Origin of the sequence: Frischella perrara, assembly GCF_000807275.1 — a bacterium.
GTDB lineage: Bacteria > Pseudomonadota > Gammaproteobacteria > Enterobacterales > Orbaceae > Frischella > Frischella perrara.
Window position 1 is genome coordinate 2,391,534 of the sequence record NZ_CP009056.1, and the last position, 14,794, is coordinate 2,406,327.

Sequence of the window (14,794 nt, forward strand, 5' to 3'; positions counted from 1 at the left end):
ATAGAAAATCTAATAAACGAAATAATCAACTAAGATCTTATTAATTATAAAGCTACACAAAATAACAAAATGCCTTGTAAAAGTTGCAGTTTTTTGGGCTTTAGCCAAATTTATGATAAGCTTGCGAGTTAATTATTTTTATGGAATACACTTATGATGTCTTTACCGATGATCGTTACGTTTGCTATCTATATCGTTGGGATGATTGCAATCGGACTTTTTGCATTTTATGCCACTAAGAATTTTGGCGACTATGTACTTGGAGGTCGAAAAATTGGCAGTTTTGTGACAGCTTTATCTGCTGGTGCTTCTGATATGAGTGGCTGGCTTTTAATGGGTTTACCCGGTGCGGTATTTTTATTTGGTATTTCTCAAAGCTGGATTGCTATTGGCCTCATTATCGGAGCTTATTTTAACTGGCTACTTATTGCTGGGCGTTTACGCGTATTTACTGAAGTGAACCATAACTCATTAACGTTACCCGATTATTTTGCACGTCGTTTTAACGATAAAAGTTCATTACTGCGCTTAATTTCTGCCATTATTATTTTAGTCTTTTTTACTATTTACTGTGCTTCTGGTGTGGTTGCAGGGGCAAAACTATTCCAAAGTACCTTTGGACTCAGTTATGGTTGGGCTATGTTAGCCGGCGCAGGGGCAACGATAGCCTATACATTTGTAGGTGGATTTTTGGCGGTTAGTTGGACGGATACCGTTCAAGCCAGTTTAATGATGTTTGCTTTAATTCTAACCCCCATTATGGTAATTATTTCTTGCGGTAGCTTTAGCGATACCATAGCTTCAATTGAAACACTAAATCCGCAGTATTTGAATATCTTTTCTAATATGAATGTGATTACTATTATTTCATTATTAGGGTGGGGATTAGGTTATTTTGGTCAACCGCATATTTTAGCGCGGTTCATGGCTGCTGATTCACATGAAGTTATGAAAAATGCTCGTCGTATTAGTATGACTTGGATGATTTTATGTTTAGTCGGTGCAATTACAGTTGGCTTCTTTGGTATTGCTTATTTTTCATCCCACCCGCAATTTGCATACTTGGTCAACAATGATAATCATGAACGTATTTTTATCGAACTGTCTAAGTTACTCTTTAATCCATGGATGGCAGGTGTATTATTAGCCGCCATTTTAGCAGCTGTTATGAGTACATTAAGTTGTCAGTTATTAGTATGCTCAAGCGCAATAACCGAAGATTTATACCGTGCATTTTTAAGACCAAAAGCGAAACAAAAAGAGTTAGTTTGGGTTGGACGATTTATGGTGCTATTAGTTGCCATCATCGCCATTTTATTAGCACTTGACCCGAATAATAGTGTATTAAATCTTGTCAGCCATGCATGGGCTGGTTTTGGCGCTGCATTCGGTCCATTAATTATTTTTTCAGTTTTCTGGCATCGAATGACACGTAATGGCGCTTTAGCGGGCATGTTGATTGGCGCATTAACCGTATTATTATGGATTGAATATAATTGGTTTAATCTTTATTCATTAATTCCAGGCTTTGCCTTTGCCTCTATTGCCATCATTGTGGTGAGTTTACTTGATAAAAAACCGCCTGAAGAAGTTTTGGATCATTTTAATACTGCTAATAAACTATACCATAACAAAGGGTAATATCGGCAAATCACGGCTTAATTTCTATCAAACTGTTGATTTATTCCTATAAAAGAATTAGTTAACAACATAAGACATTATGAAAAGAATACGCTATACTCATTCGCTTATAAATGATGAATGTTTTAGTAGCATTTGAATGAAAAATAGGATAAAAAAATAAGGTAATATTATGGCAATAGATGTGATCAAACAGCTTCAAGAAAGAGGATTAATTGCTCAAGTCACTGATGAAACAGCGCTAACCGAACAAATTATGCAGGGTCCGATTGCACTGTATTGTGGTTTTGATCCCACTGCTGATAGTTTACATTTAGGTCATTTAGTACCATTGCTCTGTTTGAAACGTTTCCAACTAGCTGGTCATAAACCTGTAGCATTAGTTGGTGGCGCAACTGGATTAATTGGTGATCCAAGTTTTAAAGCTGTTGAAAGAAAACTTAATACACAAGATACTGTTCAGGATTGGGCTGATAAGATTAAGCAGCAAGTGTCACCATTTTTAGATTTTGATAGTGGTGATAATGCGGCGATTGTTGCAAATAATTATGATTGGTTTGGTAGCATGAACGTGCTAGACTTTTTACGCGATATTGGTAAATTCTTCTCAGTTAATCAAATGATTGCTAAAGAATCTGTGAAACAGCGTATCGATCGTGAGGATCAAGGTATTTCATTTACTGAATTTTCATATAGCCTTTTGCAATCTTATGACTTTGCCAGCTTAAATAAACAGCATAAAGTAATATTACAAATTGGTGGCTCTGACCAATGGGGTAATATTACTGCCGGTATTGATCTAACACGTCGTTTAAATCAACAACAAGTCTATGGTTTAACTGTACCTTTAATTACCAAATCCGATGGCACTAAATTCGGTAAAACAGAAAGTGGTGCGGTATGGTTGGATCCGAAGAAAACCAGCCCATATAAGTTTTATCAATTTTGGATTAATACTGCCGATTCTGATGTTTATCGTTTCCTTAAATTCTTCACATTTATGTCTTTGGATGCTATTAATGCACTTGAAGAAGAAGATAAAAACAGCGGTGTCGCGCCACGTGCACAACAAGTGTTAGCTGAAGAAGTGACTAAACTTGTACACGGTGAACAAGGTTTAATTGCAGCAAAACGCATTACAGAAAGTCTTTTCTCTGGTTCGCTTAAATCATTATCACAAGATGATTTTGCACAACTTGAACAAGATGGTATGCCAACGGTTTTACTAAATACAGATGCTGACTTACAGCAAGCATTAGTCAATGCTGATTTAGCACCGTCACGTGGCCAAGCGCGTACAATGATTGAATCTAATGCTATTTCAATCAATGGCGAAAAGCAATCAACCGCAGATTATAAATTTAGTGAATCCGATCGATTATTTGGTCGTTATACGCTATTACGTCGCGGTAAAAAATACTATTGTTTATTAATTTGGCAGTAGGCATCATTACAGAATGTGAAGTAGTAAAACTTTTTTAAGTTATCCGGTTATCTATATATTTTAGATGATTCCATACATAATAGAGACATTTTATATTTCCAATGGACTGGCGACCGCTTCACGTCTTTGATTATACCAATGGCTAAATGCCATTGGTGCAGTAATCCCAAGTAATACCTAATTTGATTATTAACTATAGTTCAAATTAATGAAAAAATACTATAGTAATTCGGTAGTTAAGTATTACAAACGTCAATAAGATGTTAAAATATAATACCCAATAATGATTTAAAACAAAAAAATAATAATTCATGATATGAATATCATTAAAATTATACTTTTTTCTTTTGTGAGGTCCTCATGAGCGAAGAAAATAACGCGGATCATGAACACGTTGTTTCATTAGGTAACAAGTTATCACTTTTACGCCAAAAATTAGGGTTATCCCAAGCTGATATCGCAGCAAAACTTCATCTTCATTCCGCTATAATTGAACAAATTGAAACAGATAATATACCGAATATCCCTAATGTGTTTATCAAAAGTTACATTAAATCGTATGCGGAAATCGTTGGTTTACCCGCTGAAGAGTATTCACCATTCTTACACATTAAGTCGAACCAACAACCCAAACGACATATGAAAAATTACTCTCAAAAATCGCAACATAAGCGATTAGGTAAAATGATTTTTTTTATGACAATCATAACCATTTTAATTGCATTGGGAATTACTTGGTTTTCGGTCTGGAATGATAACAACAATAATTTTATTGAAATTAGCCACTATGTTTCTCCTCCTAAAGAAGCCGTCAACAACAGTTAGTTAACAATACATTTTTATGTCAGGATATTGACTAACGAAATGATTCTGCCCTTTTGAAAAATAAAAATCTAAATAAGGGCAGTTAGATAAGTTAATCACCAATGCTGAATCTTATATTTCATTAACTTGGACTCCCCATGTTAAGATTTGAACATATTCGCCACTGATTGAGTAATATTACAAAAATTAGCCACCAATTTGAACAATAAATATCCATATAATGCGGATATTTTTCGATTTCATTTACAGACATTTTTATCAATTCTTGCTAAGATTAGCGAATTTATTTTTATATTTAGTTTAGGCTGATTTATGAGTCACAAAGATTCGCCAATTAGACGGCGGGAATCTACTCGAATCTATGTAGGAAATGTTCCCATTGGTAATGGTGCACCAATTGCTGTACAATCAATGACAAATACTCGAACAACTGACGTTGCTAGTACGGTGGCTCAGATTAAATCACTTGAAAGGGTGGGAGTTGATATTGTACGTGTATCCATTCCAACCATGGATGCAGCAGAGGCATTTAAGTCAATAAAACAGCAAGTGAATGTACCTCTTATCGCCGATATTCATTTTGATTATCGTATTGCTTTAAAAGTAGCTGAGTACGGCGTAGATTGTTTAAGAATTAATCCTGGCAATATTGGTAATGAGAACCGAATTCGAGCGGTAGTTGATTGTGCTCGTGATAAGAATATTCCTATACGTATTGGTGTTAATTCTGGTTCACTTGAAAAAGATATACAAGAAAGATATGGAGAGCCAACACCGCAGGCAATTGTGGAATCAGCCATGCGACATGTTGACATCCTTGATCGGTTTAACTTTGATCAATTTAAGGTTAGCGTAAAAGCATCTGATGTGTTTACCGCTATTGAAGCTTATCGATTATTGGCGAAGCAAATTAAACAACCATTGCATCTGGGTATAACTGAGGCGGGTGGTGCAAGAAGTGGTTCAATCAAATCAGCCATTGGTTTAGGTATGCTACTCTCGGAGGGGATTGGGGATACATTAAGAGTATCTTTGGCTGCTGATCCAACAGAAGAGGTTAAAGTCGGATTTGATATTTTAAAATCACTCCGTATCCGTTCACGGGGCATTAATTTTATAGCCTGTCCAACCTGTTCTCGACAAGAATTTGATGTTATTGGTACCGTTAATGAGTTGGAACGTCGCTTAGAGGATATTATTATTCCTATGGATGTTTCAATAATTGGTTGTGTTGTAAATGGTCCTGGTGAAGCACTAGCCTCAACGATGGGCGTTGCAGGTGGGCATAACAAAAGTGGCTTTTATGAAGATGGTATTCGCGTAGATCGTATAGATAATGATAGTATGATTGATGTGCTAGAAGAAAAAATCCGATCCAAAGCGAATTTATTAAAAAACCGGATTAAAACCAAAGAATTATAATCTTATACAAAATTAATAAAGTGAATAAAATGGCAAAGCAAAAGATACAAGCTATTCGTGGCATGAATGATTTACTTCCAACTGAAAGTGCCCTTTGGCAACAAGTTGAGAAGATAGTTAAGAACGTCTTAAACAGCTATGGTTATAATGAAATCCGGACTCCAATAGTGGAAGAAACCGCATTATTTAAACGTGCTGTTGGTGAAGTAACTGACATCGTTGAAAAAGAGATGTACACCTTTAATGATCGAAAAGATATCAGTCTTACTCTCAGACCTGAACTAACCGCGGGTTGTGTAAGAGCGGGTATTGAACATGGATTATTATATAATCAAGAACAACGTTTATGGTATTTTGGTCCTGCTTTTCGCTACGAACGCCCACAACGTGGACGTCATCGCCAATTCCATCAATTTGGTGTAGAAGTATTTGGCCTTGCTGGGCCGGATATTGATGCCGAGCTCATTTTATTAACAGCGCGTTTATGGAAGGCTTTAGGCATTGCGGAACATACTCATTTAGAACTTAACAGCATTGGTTCATTAGCTGCACGAGATAATTATCGACATGCATTAGTCGAGTTTTTAGAACAACATAAAGATAGTTTAGATGAAGACTGTAAACGTCGTATGTATACCAACCCTTTACGGGTACTCGATTCAAAAAACCCAAGCATACAAGAATTATTAAACCAGGCGCCTAAATTATTTGATTATTTAGATCCCGAATCAAAAGATCATTTTGTCGGTTTATGTCAGTTACTAGATGCAAACGGAATCAAATATACAGTTAACCAACGATTAGTGCGTGGACTTGATTATTATAATCGTACCGTTTTTGAGTGGGTAACCAATAGTTTAGGCACTCAAGGAACCGTTTGCGGTGGTGGTCGTTATGACAGTTTAGTTTCACAACTTGGTGGTCGTGCAACACCAGCTGTAGGTTTTGCTATCGGAGCAGAAAGACTAATATTACTTATTCAAGCGGTTAATACTCAATTGAAAAGTGATAATAACATTGATGTTTATATGATATCATCAGGCAATAACACTCGAGTACAGGCACAAAAATTGGCTGAAAAAATGCGTGATGTTATGCCAACTAAACGAATTATGACGAATTATGGCTCCAATGATTTCAAAAAACAATTTAGTCAAGCCGATAAATATGGTGCTAAACTCGCTATCGTCATTGGTGAAAACGAAATATTAACTAATAAAGTAGTCGTTAAAAATTTACAAAGCGGTGAACAAATTGAAGTCGAACAAGACCAAGTAGCCGATTATTGTTTGAACATTTTGGGTTGAGGAGATTAATGTGAGTCATTCTGATACAGAAGAACAGTTATTGAAATTGAGAGAATTTTTCGCAAAAACTTGGAAAATTATTGTTCCGGTAATTGTGTTAATTTTCGTAATCATGTTTGGCTGGCATTTTTGGCAATCACATAAAGCTGAACAATTGCTTATTGCATCTGACAAATATGAATCTTTACTCACTCAATTCAATCCAACAGATCCAAAATCAATTGATGACCTTGTCAACTTTGCTAATGAAAACGATAACATCTATGGTGTTTTTGCCGATTTAAAGGTAGCTCAATTTTACGTTGTGCAATCAAAAGATTTTGCTGGAGCCGAATCATTATTAATAAACGCTCGCAAAAAGACTAACTCTGAAATCGTTTTAGCGATTATTAATATTCGTATCGCTAAATTGCAATATCAATTGGAAAAATATCAGGATAGTTTAGATACTTTAGATCGAATAAAAAATGCTAAATGGGCAAGTGCAGTAAACGATATTCGTGGCGACATTTTTGTTAAACTTGAAAAATATGCAGATGCTTGTAATGCTTATAACTTGGCTTTATCAAGTTCATTACCAGAAAAGCTAGCTGAATATATCAAGATTAAACTAAATCAAGCTGAAATACTGAAAAGTAAACAAGTTTTTGAGCAAGAAAAAGTGGCTAAACAAAAAGATTCGGAAACTAAAACAAATTAATTATTGCTTTATTACGGGTATTATAATTTAGTTATTTGACATAATAATATTAAAACACAGGTGATGAAAAAATACTGTAAAAAAGATTTAACTTCTAGCTGATTAATCAATCAGTTATTATGTGTTTTAATTATTAAATTATAGTATTACATTTTACTGATATGTTAAGTAGCACGAGTTTGTGAAATTTAACATCGTCATAGGAAAATAATATGAATTTGCGTAAATATTTATTGGCAAGTGTTATTGCTCTTTCGGTAGCATCATTAGCTTCTGGGTGTTCAATTTTTGGGAGTGAACAAGATACAATTGAAGTTGCGCCCTCACCCGTTGTCGATACATCATTTCCACTAAATCAGAATTGGCATAACGACTTATCGGGAAATGCTAAAATTTATTCGTTATTGTCCCCAGATGCCTATTTAAATATTGTTTATGCCGCTAGCCGTAAAGGGCAAATTAAAGCTATGGATTTAGAAAGCGGTAAGACCTTATGGAATATTGATGTTTCAAATAGCTCTTTTTTCAGTAGCCAATCCGCATTACTGTCTGGTGGCGTAATTGTCGATGATAAATATGTATATGTCGGTAGTGAACGGGCAACAATTTATACCATCGATAAATATTCCGGTACCATAATTTGGCAAAAAGATGTGAAAGGTGAAGTCATCGCCAAACCTATTTTAGTTGATGATAATCTTATCGTTTTAACTTCAAATGGTTATATTCAAGCTTTCAATCGTGATAATGGTAATGAATTATGGGAAGTCAGTACCGAAGTTCCTACTTTGAGTCTTCGAGGTCAATCAACGCCATCATTAGCCTACGGTGCAATCGTTTTAGGTGATGATAGCGGCCATGTTAATGCTTATTATGCAAAAGATGGGCAATTAATTTGGCAACAACGTATATCTCAGCCTAATGGTTCTACAGAAATTGCTAAGCTCAATGATGTTGATGCCTCACCAATCATTGAACAAGGGTTAGTCTATTCAGTTGGTTACAATGGTAACATTGTTTCGTTAGATCTAAGTAATGGGCAGATTGTCTGGAAAAAACCGTTGGGTTCTTACCATGATATCGTAATGAATAACAATGATCTTTTTGTCGTTGATCAAGATGATAATATTTATTCATTAGCTAAAAATGATGGTGCAACAATTTGGAAACAATCTGAGTTATTACATCGTCAATTAACTGATCCCGTAATTTATCATAATTCGTTAGTGGTCGGTGATTTTGAAGGCTATCTCTATTTGATCGATATCAATAGTGGTAATATTACTGCTAAAACGCAAGTTAGCAGTAGTGGTTTACTTTCTAAACCACTCATTGTGGATAATAAAATTATTGTTCAAGCTAAAAATGGCGATGTTTTTGCTTATAGTCCAAAATAAGCTCGGCAAAGTCTTTTAAATTGATATTTGATGTTACTTCCTTATAGGAAATTAATGTCGAATTAATATACATTAATTGTTAAATCATTAGGTCGTTTTTTACGACCTAATGTTTATAAAATCTTTAATTAGCAAAGATTTGTTAGATATAATAAGTGCTAATATTAAACACTTATTTTTTAAATATTGAATTTTGAAATGGTAAATGTGGTGAATTTAATATGATTATTATCGATCATTATTGTATCCATGACCATTTTATTATGAGTTATTGAAAGTTATTATTTGATCTTAATTCAGTACGATTGAATCTATTTCCAATCCTAGCGCTACAGATGATAAGATTGGCTACATTAAAAAGAGAATTGACATGATACCCGTCATTGCATTAGTTGGTCGCCCAAACGTTGGCAAATCAACATTATTTAACCGTTTAACTAAATCCCGAGATGCTTTAGTTGCCGATTTTCCAGGATTAACTCGTGATCGTAAATATGGTCGCGCTGAAATTAAAGGCCATGAATATATTGTTATTGATACCGGTGGTATTGATGGCTCAGAAGAAGGCATTGAGAGCTTCATGGCTGATCAATCACTGCAGGCAATTGAAGAAGCCGATATTGTTTTATTTATGGTAGATGCGCGTGCAGGTGTGATGCCAGCAGATCACGCCATTGCTAAACATTTACGTACCCGTGACAAACCAACTTTTTTAGTTGTTAATAAAACTGATGGACTTGATGCTGATGTAGTCATTAATGAGTTCTATGAGCTTGGTGTTGGTACTGTATACCCTATCGCAGCGAGTCATGGACGTGGGGTTACCTCATTAATTGAAACTGTTTTTGAACCAATCTTTAATTTTCAAGACAATGCTGAGTTAGATGAGATTGATGATGATAGTAATGCATTACCTGAATCTTATGATGACTCTATTTTAGATGATACTGAGTCTCTCATTAATCAACCCATAAAAGTTGCAATAGTTGGGCGACCAAATGTCGGTAAATCAACACTTACTAATCGTATTTTAGGTGAAGAGCGAGTTATAGTTTATGATATGCCTGGCACCACTCGCGATAGTATTTATATCCCAATGACGCGTGATGAACGTGAATACATAATCATTGATACCGCTGGCGTTCGTAAACGTGGCAAAATTAACGAAACAGTCGAAAAATTTTCGGTTATTAAAACATTGCAAGCAATTGAAGATGCAAATGTAGTGATATTAGTTATTGATGCTAGAGAAGGTATTTCTGATCAAGATCTTTCATTACTAGGTTTTATCATTAATAGCGGTCGTTCATTGGTAATTGCTGTAAATAAATGGGACGGCTTATCAATGGATGTGAAAGAACAGATCAAATCAACTTTAGATGATCGTCTAGATTTTATTGATTTTGCTCGATTGCATTTTATTTCAGCTTTACATGGCAGTGGTGTTGGTAATTTATTTGATTCAATACAGGAAGCGTATGATTGTGCTACTCGCCGAGTTAATACTGCATTATTGACTAAAATCATGCATATGGCGCAAGATGATCACCAACCACCATTAGTACAAGGTCGACGCGTTAAGCTTAAATATGCCCATGCTGGTGGCTATAATCCACCTATCGTGGTCGTTCATGGTAATCAAGTAACCGATCTTCCTGATTCCTATAAACGTTATCTAATGAACTATTTTAGACGCTCACTGAAAATTATGGGAACACCTATCCGTATTCAATTCAAAGAAGGTGCTAATCCATTTGAAGGGCGTAAGAATAGTTTAACGGCCTCACAACAACGTAAACGCAGACGATTATTGAAACATGTAAGAGGACGACGTTAATATCTATGTGTAGCGAACATCATATATCTGGCACTGAAGGAATTTGTCCGATTTGTCACCAACAGATGGAACGAATAAAACCTACAATATGTTATTGTCAGCATTGTAAACAAAACTACAATGAGCAGTATGTTTGTCCATTATGTTCATCAGCACTACAACAAATTAAAGGATGTGGAGCGATAAATTATATTTGTCGTAACGACGGATTAATCTCCACTAGCAAAGTAAAATTTCATTATCTCCCGATTTCGGGTGAATAAATTATAAATAAAAGAGGTTATTGTATAATGCGAATCATTCTATTAGGTGCACCCGGCGCCGGTAAAGGTACACAAGCTCAATTTATTATGCATAAATATGGTATACCACAAATTTCTACGGGTGATATGTTACGCGCTGCAGTTAAAGCAAAAACACCATTGGGCTTACAAGCTAAAGAATTAATGGATGCGGGAAAATTAGTAACGGATGAATTAGTCATTGCACTAGTTAAAGAGCGTATTGCTCAACCTGACTGTAAAAATGGTTTTTTGCTTGACGGTTTTCCACGTACGGTTCCACAAGCCGATGCAATGAAGGCTGCCGGAATCAACATTGACTATGTTTTAGAGTTCGATGTCCCTAATGAAGTCATTATCGATCGAATGAGCGGGCGCCGTGTACACTCAGCTTCTGGGCGTGTTTATCATGTAAAATATAACCCACCTAAGCAAGAAGGAATTGACGATATTACCGGTGAACCATTAACCACCCGTAAAGATGATCATGAAGATATCGTAAAAAAACGTTTAGTTGAATATCATGAGTTAACTAAACCATTAATTAGTTATTATCAAAATGAAAAACAAGCTGGCAATACTGAGTATTTTAGAATTGATGGTACTCAGCCCGTTGAAGAAGTGACCAAAGAATTACAAAAAATTTTAGGTTAATTCATAGCTTTCACTTTGGATAACGACAGTCAAAAGATACTCATTTTTGGCTGTCATCTTTAAATATTTACTTTTATGATCAACTATCATTATTGCTAATAAATGATCAGCTATTCTTTACAACAACTAAAAACATGACACTCTAATGATATCTTAATTAATAGATATTGATGCCTTGATAAAATTATAACTATATTCATTTAGTATGTTGTTTTTGAATTCGTATTATATAAAAGCATGTAAGCTGATCACTCTTTTCTAAATAAGTATATCCTATTAATTACTGTTATAATTTGTCTCCACTTTGGAGAATAAACCGCTATTTCTTAAGACTTATGATTGTAATAATTACAAAGCTAATTTTTTATTTTAGAGCTCAAGCATTAGTGCCTTCAATTAGTAATGCAATTAGCGAGTAAAGTTGTACATCAACCCATCTTAGTTAAAATTAACAAATGCCAATTAACCAACATAAATTGTTTCAACTGAGCAATCTTTTATTCATTGATTAGATACTTCTAAATCACTAAAACCTAAAAAATACAATTCAATTACTCTTTAATATCTATTCACTAATAATTTTTTTAGATTATTTTTGTAATAAATTAACTACTTATAAGAACTAACAGAATTTATTTTTGTCTTATATGTGTTATTTAATAAGTCGCAATATATAAAATACGTAACATATAAAATAATTGTAGGCATTTTGCTTGTATCAATTATCCAATAATAATGATTTCAATTTAATATGTATTAATAGAAATTGAGTCATAAATAAAACAATTGGTAACGTGTAATTAACATTAATTTTTTGTTATATAACAAGAAATTTTTCAGTAAGACGATGATTCTATGAAAATATTAATTACCGAAGATGATCCATTATTACTGAAAGGATTATATAGCGCATTAAGCGCAGAAGGATTCGTTTGTGAAATGGCAGATACAGCCAAATTAGCTAAACAGTTGATGCAAAGCTATTCGTTTAGTGTTGCCATACTGGATTTAGGTCTTCCCGACAGTGATGGCTTGCAGTTATTACGTACATGGCGCCAACAAAACAACGATATCCCAGTATTAATATTGACAGCGCGAGATACGATAGAGGATCGGGTAGAAGGTTTAGATTTAGGTGCGGATGACTATCTAATAAAACCTTTTGCTTTGCAGGAATTACTAGCGCGTGTCAGAGCTTTAATTCGTCGTCGTGAAGGTATTTGTCTTAACATTATCAATTATGGGCATTTTAAAGTAGATCTTAAGCAACAATTAGCCTTTGATAATAATATCCCCCTGAATTTAACACCTAAAGAATTTGCACTTTTGGCTAGGTTAATAACTAAACCGGAACAACAAATTCATCGTGATATTTTACAGAATGATTTGTATAACTGGAATAATGACCCAAATTCTAACGTCTTGGAAGTACATATTCACGGTTTACGACAAAAAATTGGCAAAAGATTTATCCAAACCGTTCGAGGCTATGGCTATCGTCTGACTTTAAATTGATGTGCTTTTTATGGAATATCTTAGATGCGTCTAAAACGTAAATTAGCAAGTTTAAAATATAGTATTCGGTGGAATCTTTTTATTACCTTAGGTTTACTGATGTTTATTGGTCAAACTATCACCGTGTTTTGGCTATGGTTCGAAAGCAAAGAACAAATAGAGGTTATGGTTGACTTAACATTAAATAAAAAGATTACCGATTCGATTGTCAGAAAAGAAGAATTTGAAGCAGTCATGGTATTATTATTTTCAACTTTTACTATTATGTTAATAACATTATTATTAGCATATCAAGCCATTAAAAGAATCACTAATCCATTAGAACAATTACAAAAAAAATTATCTCTTCGTACCGCTGAAAATCTCACACCTATCAATTCACTTAGTCAAATGAACGAAATAAAATCAATTACCCAGACATTAAATGGGTTATTCACTCGTTTAGATGAAACACTACAGCAAGAAAGATTATTTACAGCGGATGTTGCTCATGAATTAAGAACACCATTAGCCGGAATTAGATTGCATTTAGAGCTATTAGAACGTAATGAAAATATAGACTGTCAAGATTTGATCGAACGTATCGATCGCTTAGTTAATACCGTAGAACAATTGTTAGCATTAGCCCGTTCTAGTCAAAAATTTATAAGTGGAACTGAGCAAGTGATTAATTTTCAAAATGATATATTTAATCTATTAAATGGTGAACTAAATGATATGGTAAAAACTAAACAACAAATATTAATTTGGCAATTAAGCGCTCACCCTCTGTTATTTAAAGGCGATTGTACATTAATTTGTCTTTTATTACGTAACTTAGTCGAGAATTCTTCACGTTATAGCCCAACCAATAGCCAAATCACTATTAATTGTTCCTGCCATCAACAAAAAATTGTTATTGAGGTTATTGATGAAGGAATCGGTATTGATGAATCTAAACTTAGTTACCTTACGCAAGCTTTTTTTAGAATGGATAGACGTCATAAAGGTGTCGGGCTTGGTTTAAGCATTGTCAGTCGTATTATAAAATTACATCGAGGCGAATTAATTATCAAAAATCGAGATAATACATCACGTGGCACATGTGTTAAGTGTATTTTACCAATTTTAACTATATAATATTAATACGTTTTTATCTTATATAGGATAATCGGTATGTTTAAAATGTTTAAAAATTCCATTGATTGTAAAATTATTATCTGGACAACTATCATAGGTGGTTTTATCAGCTCATTAGTAAAATGGGGATCAGAAGTCAATATGCCACCACGTCAACCTGGTGAAATTTCACCGCCGGGCGCAAATATTGACGCTTGGTTAGGTTGGACAGGTTTTAACTCACATAGCCTCGATTATGTCTATCAAGCAACAACAGTTACTGGAGCTGTAACGCTTTACCATTGGCTATTTAGTTTCATTTTTGCATTTGTGTATGTTTATATTTCTTATTTTTGGAATAATATTCGCTTATGGTATGGTGTTTTATACGGTTTGATTATTACCGTTGTTATGCATGGTTTTCTCATTCCTTTATTTGGATTTAGATATCCAGCATATAATAATGGTGCCATTGGTTGGTTGTGGAATCTTAATGGCTATGAATTATGGAGTGAGATTCTGGGTCACATTTACTGGTCAGTTTCAATTGAAATTTGTATGATAGCAGTATTAGCTCATTTCGCTAGACCAATTCGTGGTGTATGGCATCAGTAAAATAATATATTCACCATCGACAAAAAAGCCATATTTGAAGATGGCTTTTTTGTTGTTA

13 protein-coding genes are annotated in these 14,794 nt (G+C 34.3%); all 13 read left to right on the forward strand.

Annotated features, from left to right (window positions below):
- The first annotated feature begins 153 nt into the window (after positions 1–153).
- The 13 genes from putP (at position 154) to FPB0191_RS10410 (ending at position 14,736) form a co-directional block, all read left to right on the forward strand.
- Complete coding sequence (gene putP, locus FPB0191_RS10355) at positions 154–1,641, forward strand: sodium/proline symporter PutP (RefSeq protein ID WP_238574442.1); 1,488 nt, start codon at positions 154–156, stop codon at positions 1,639–1,641.
- A 172-nt stretch (positions 1,642–1,813) separates the two neighbouring features.
- Complete coding sequence (gene tyrS, locus FPB0191_RS10360; RefSeq protein WP_238574444.1) at positions 1,814–3,085, forward strand: tyrosine--tRNA ligase; 1,272 nt, start codon at positions 1,814–1,816, stop codon at positions 3,083–3,085.
- A 360-nt stretch (positions 3,086–3,445) separates the two neighbouring features.
- Complete coding sequence (locus tag FPB0191_RS10365) at positions 3,446–3,910, forward strand: helix-turn-helix domain-containing protein (protein ID WP_039105906.1); 465 nt, start codon at positions 3,446–3,448, stop codon at positions 3,908–3,910.
- A gap of 312 nt (positions 3,911–4,222) precedes the next feature.
- Positions 4,223–5,332 carry a flavodoxin-dependent (E)-4-hydroxy-3-methylbut-2-enyl-diphosphate synthase gene (ispG, locus tag FPB0191_RS10370; RefSeq protein WP_039105908.1) on the forward strand — a complete coding sequence of 370 codons (1,110 nt, stop codon included), beginning with the start codon at positions 4,223–4,225 and terminating at the stop codon, positions 5,330–5,332.
- Between the two features lie 29 nt (positions 5,333–5,361).
- The gene (gene hisS / locus FPB0191_RS10375; protein WP_039105911.1) at positions 5,362–6,639 is read left to right on the forward strand and encodes a histidine--tRNA ligase; all 1,278 of its coding nucleotides are present in this window, start codon (positions 5,362–5,364) and stop codon (positions 6,637–6,639) included.
- Positions 6,640–6,649: 10 nt separating this feature from the next.
- Positions 6,650–7,339 carry a YfgM family protein gene (locus tag FPB0191_RS10380; protein WP_039105914.1) on the forward strand — a complete coding sequence of 230 codons (690 nt, stop codon included), beginning with the start codon at positions 6,650–6,652 and terminating at the stop codon, positions 7,337–7,339.
- A gap of 212 nt (positions 7,340–7,551) precedes the next feature.
- On the forward strand, positions 7,552–8,736 hold the full coding sequence (gene bamB / locus FPB0191_RS10385; RefSeq protein WP_039105917.1) for an outer membrane protein assembly factor BamB: 1,185 nt from the start codon (positions 7,552–7,554) through the stop codon (positions 8,734–8,736).
- A 370-nt stretch (positions 8,737–9,106) separates the two neighbouring features.
- Positions 9,107–10,573, forward strand: a complete 1,467-nt coding sequence (gene der / locus FPB0191_RS10390; RefSeq protein ID WP_039105918.1) for a ribosome biogenesis GTPase Der — start codon at positions 9,107–9,109, stop codon at positions 10,571–10,573.
- A 5-nt stretch (positions 10,574–10,578) separates the two neighbouring features.
- Positions 10,579–10,836, forward strand: coding sequence for a YfgJ family double zinc ribbon protein (locus tag FPB0191_RS12050; RefSeq protein ID WP_082018312.1), 258 nt, complete (start codon positions 10,579–10,581; stop codon positions 10,834–10,836).
- 27 nt (positions 10,837–10,863) lie between these two features.
- On the forward strand, positions 10,864–11,508 hold the full coding sequence (gene adk, locus FPB0191_RS10395; protein WP_039105920.1) for an adenylate kinase: 645 nt from the start codon (positions 10,864–10,866) through the stop codon (positions 11,506–11,508).
- Between the two features lie 855 nt (positions 11,509–12,363).
- Positions 12,364–13,023 (forward strand): response regulator, encoded by a 660-nt coding sequence (locus FPB0191_RS10400; RefSeq protein ID WP_039105923.1) that lies wholly within the window; start codon positions 12,364–12,366, stop codon positions 13,021–13,023.
- Positions 13,024–13,047: 24 nt separating this feature from the next.
- Complete coding sequence (gene pmrB, locus FPB0191_RS10405; RefSeq protein WP_082018313.1) at positions 13,048–14,142, forward strand: two-component system sensor histidine kinase PmrB; 1,095 nt, start codon at positions 13,048–13,050, stop codon at positions 14,140–14,142.
- Between the two features lie 45 nt (positions 14,143–14,187).
- Complete coding sequence (locus FPB0191_RS10410; protein WP_039107049.1) at positions 14,188–14,736, forward strand: DUF1440 domain-containing protein; 549 nt, start codon at positions 14,188–14,190, stop codon at positions 14,734–14,736.
- Positions 14,737–14,794: the final 58 nt, after the last annotated feature.

What these genes read in the sequence shown, in the direction of transcription:
- putP (WP_238574442.1), top strand. Translation starts at nt 154, where the DNA reads ATGATGTCTTTACCGATGATCGTTACGTTTGCTATCTATATCGTTGGG.
- tyrS (WP_238574444.1), top strand. Translation starts at nt 1,814, where the DNA reads ATGGCAATAGATGTGATCAAACAGCTTCAAGAAAGAGGATTAATTGCT.
- FPB0191_RS10365 (WP_039105906.1), top strand. Translation starts at nt 3,446, where the DNA reads ATGAGCGAAGAAAATAACGCGGATCATGAACACGTTGTTTCATTAGGT.
- ispG (WP_039105908.1), top strand. Translation starts at nt 4,223, where the DNA reads ATGAGTCACAAAGATTCGCCAATTAGACGGCGGGAATCTACTCGAATC.
- hisS (WP_039105911.1), top strand. Translation starts at nt 5,362, where the DNA reads ATGGCAAAGCAAAAGATACAAGCTATTCGTGGCATGAATGATTTACTT.
- bamB (WP_039105917.1), top strand. Translation starts at nt 7,552, where the DNA reads ATGAATTTGCGTAAATATTTATTGGCAAGTGTTATTGCTCTTTCGGTA.
- der (WP_039105918.1), top strand. Translation starts at nt 9,107, where the DNA reads ATGATACCCGTCATTGCATTAGTTGGTCGCCCAAACGTTGGCAAATCA.
- FPB0191_RS12050 (WP_082018312.1), top strand. Translation starts at nt 10,579, where the DNA reads ATGTGTAGCGAACATCATATATCTGGCACTGAAGGAATTTGTCCGATT.
- adk (WP_039105920.1), top strand. Translation starts at nt 10,864, where the DNA reads ATGCGAATCATTCTATTAGGTGCACCCGGCGCCGGTAAAGGTACACAA.
- FPB0191_RS10400 (WP_039105923.1), top strand. Translation starts at nt 12,364, where the DNA reads ATGAAAATATTAATTACCGAAGATGATCCATTATTACTGAAAGGATTA.
- pmrB (WP_082018313.1), top strand. Translation starts at nt 13,048, where the DNA reads ATGCGTCTAAAACGTAAATTAGCAAGTTTAAAATATAGTATTCGGTGG.
- FPB0191_RS10410 (WP_039107049.1), top strand. Translation starts at nt 14,188, where the DNA reads ATGTTTAAAAATTCCATTGATTGTAAAATTATTATCTGGACAACTATC.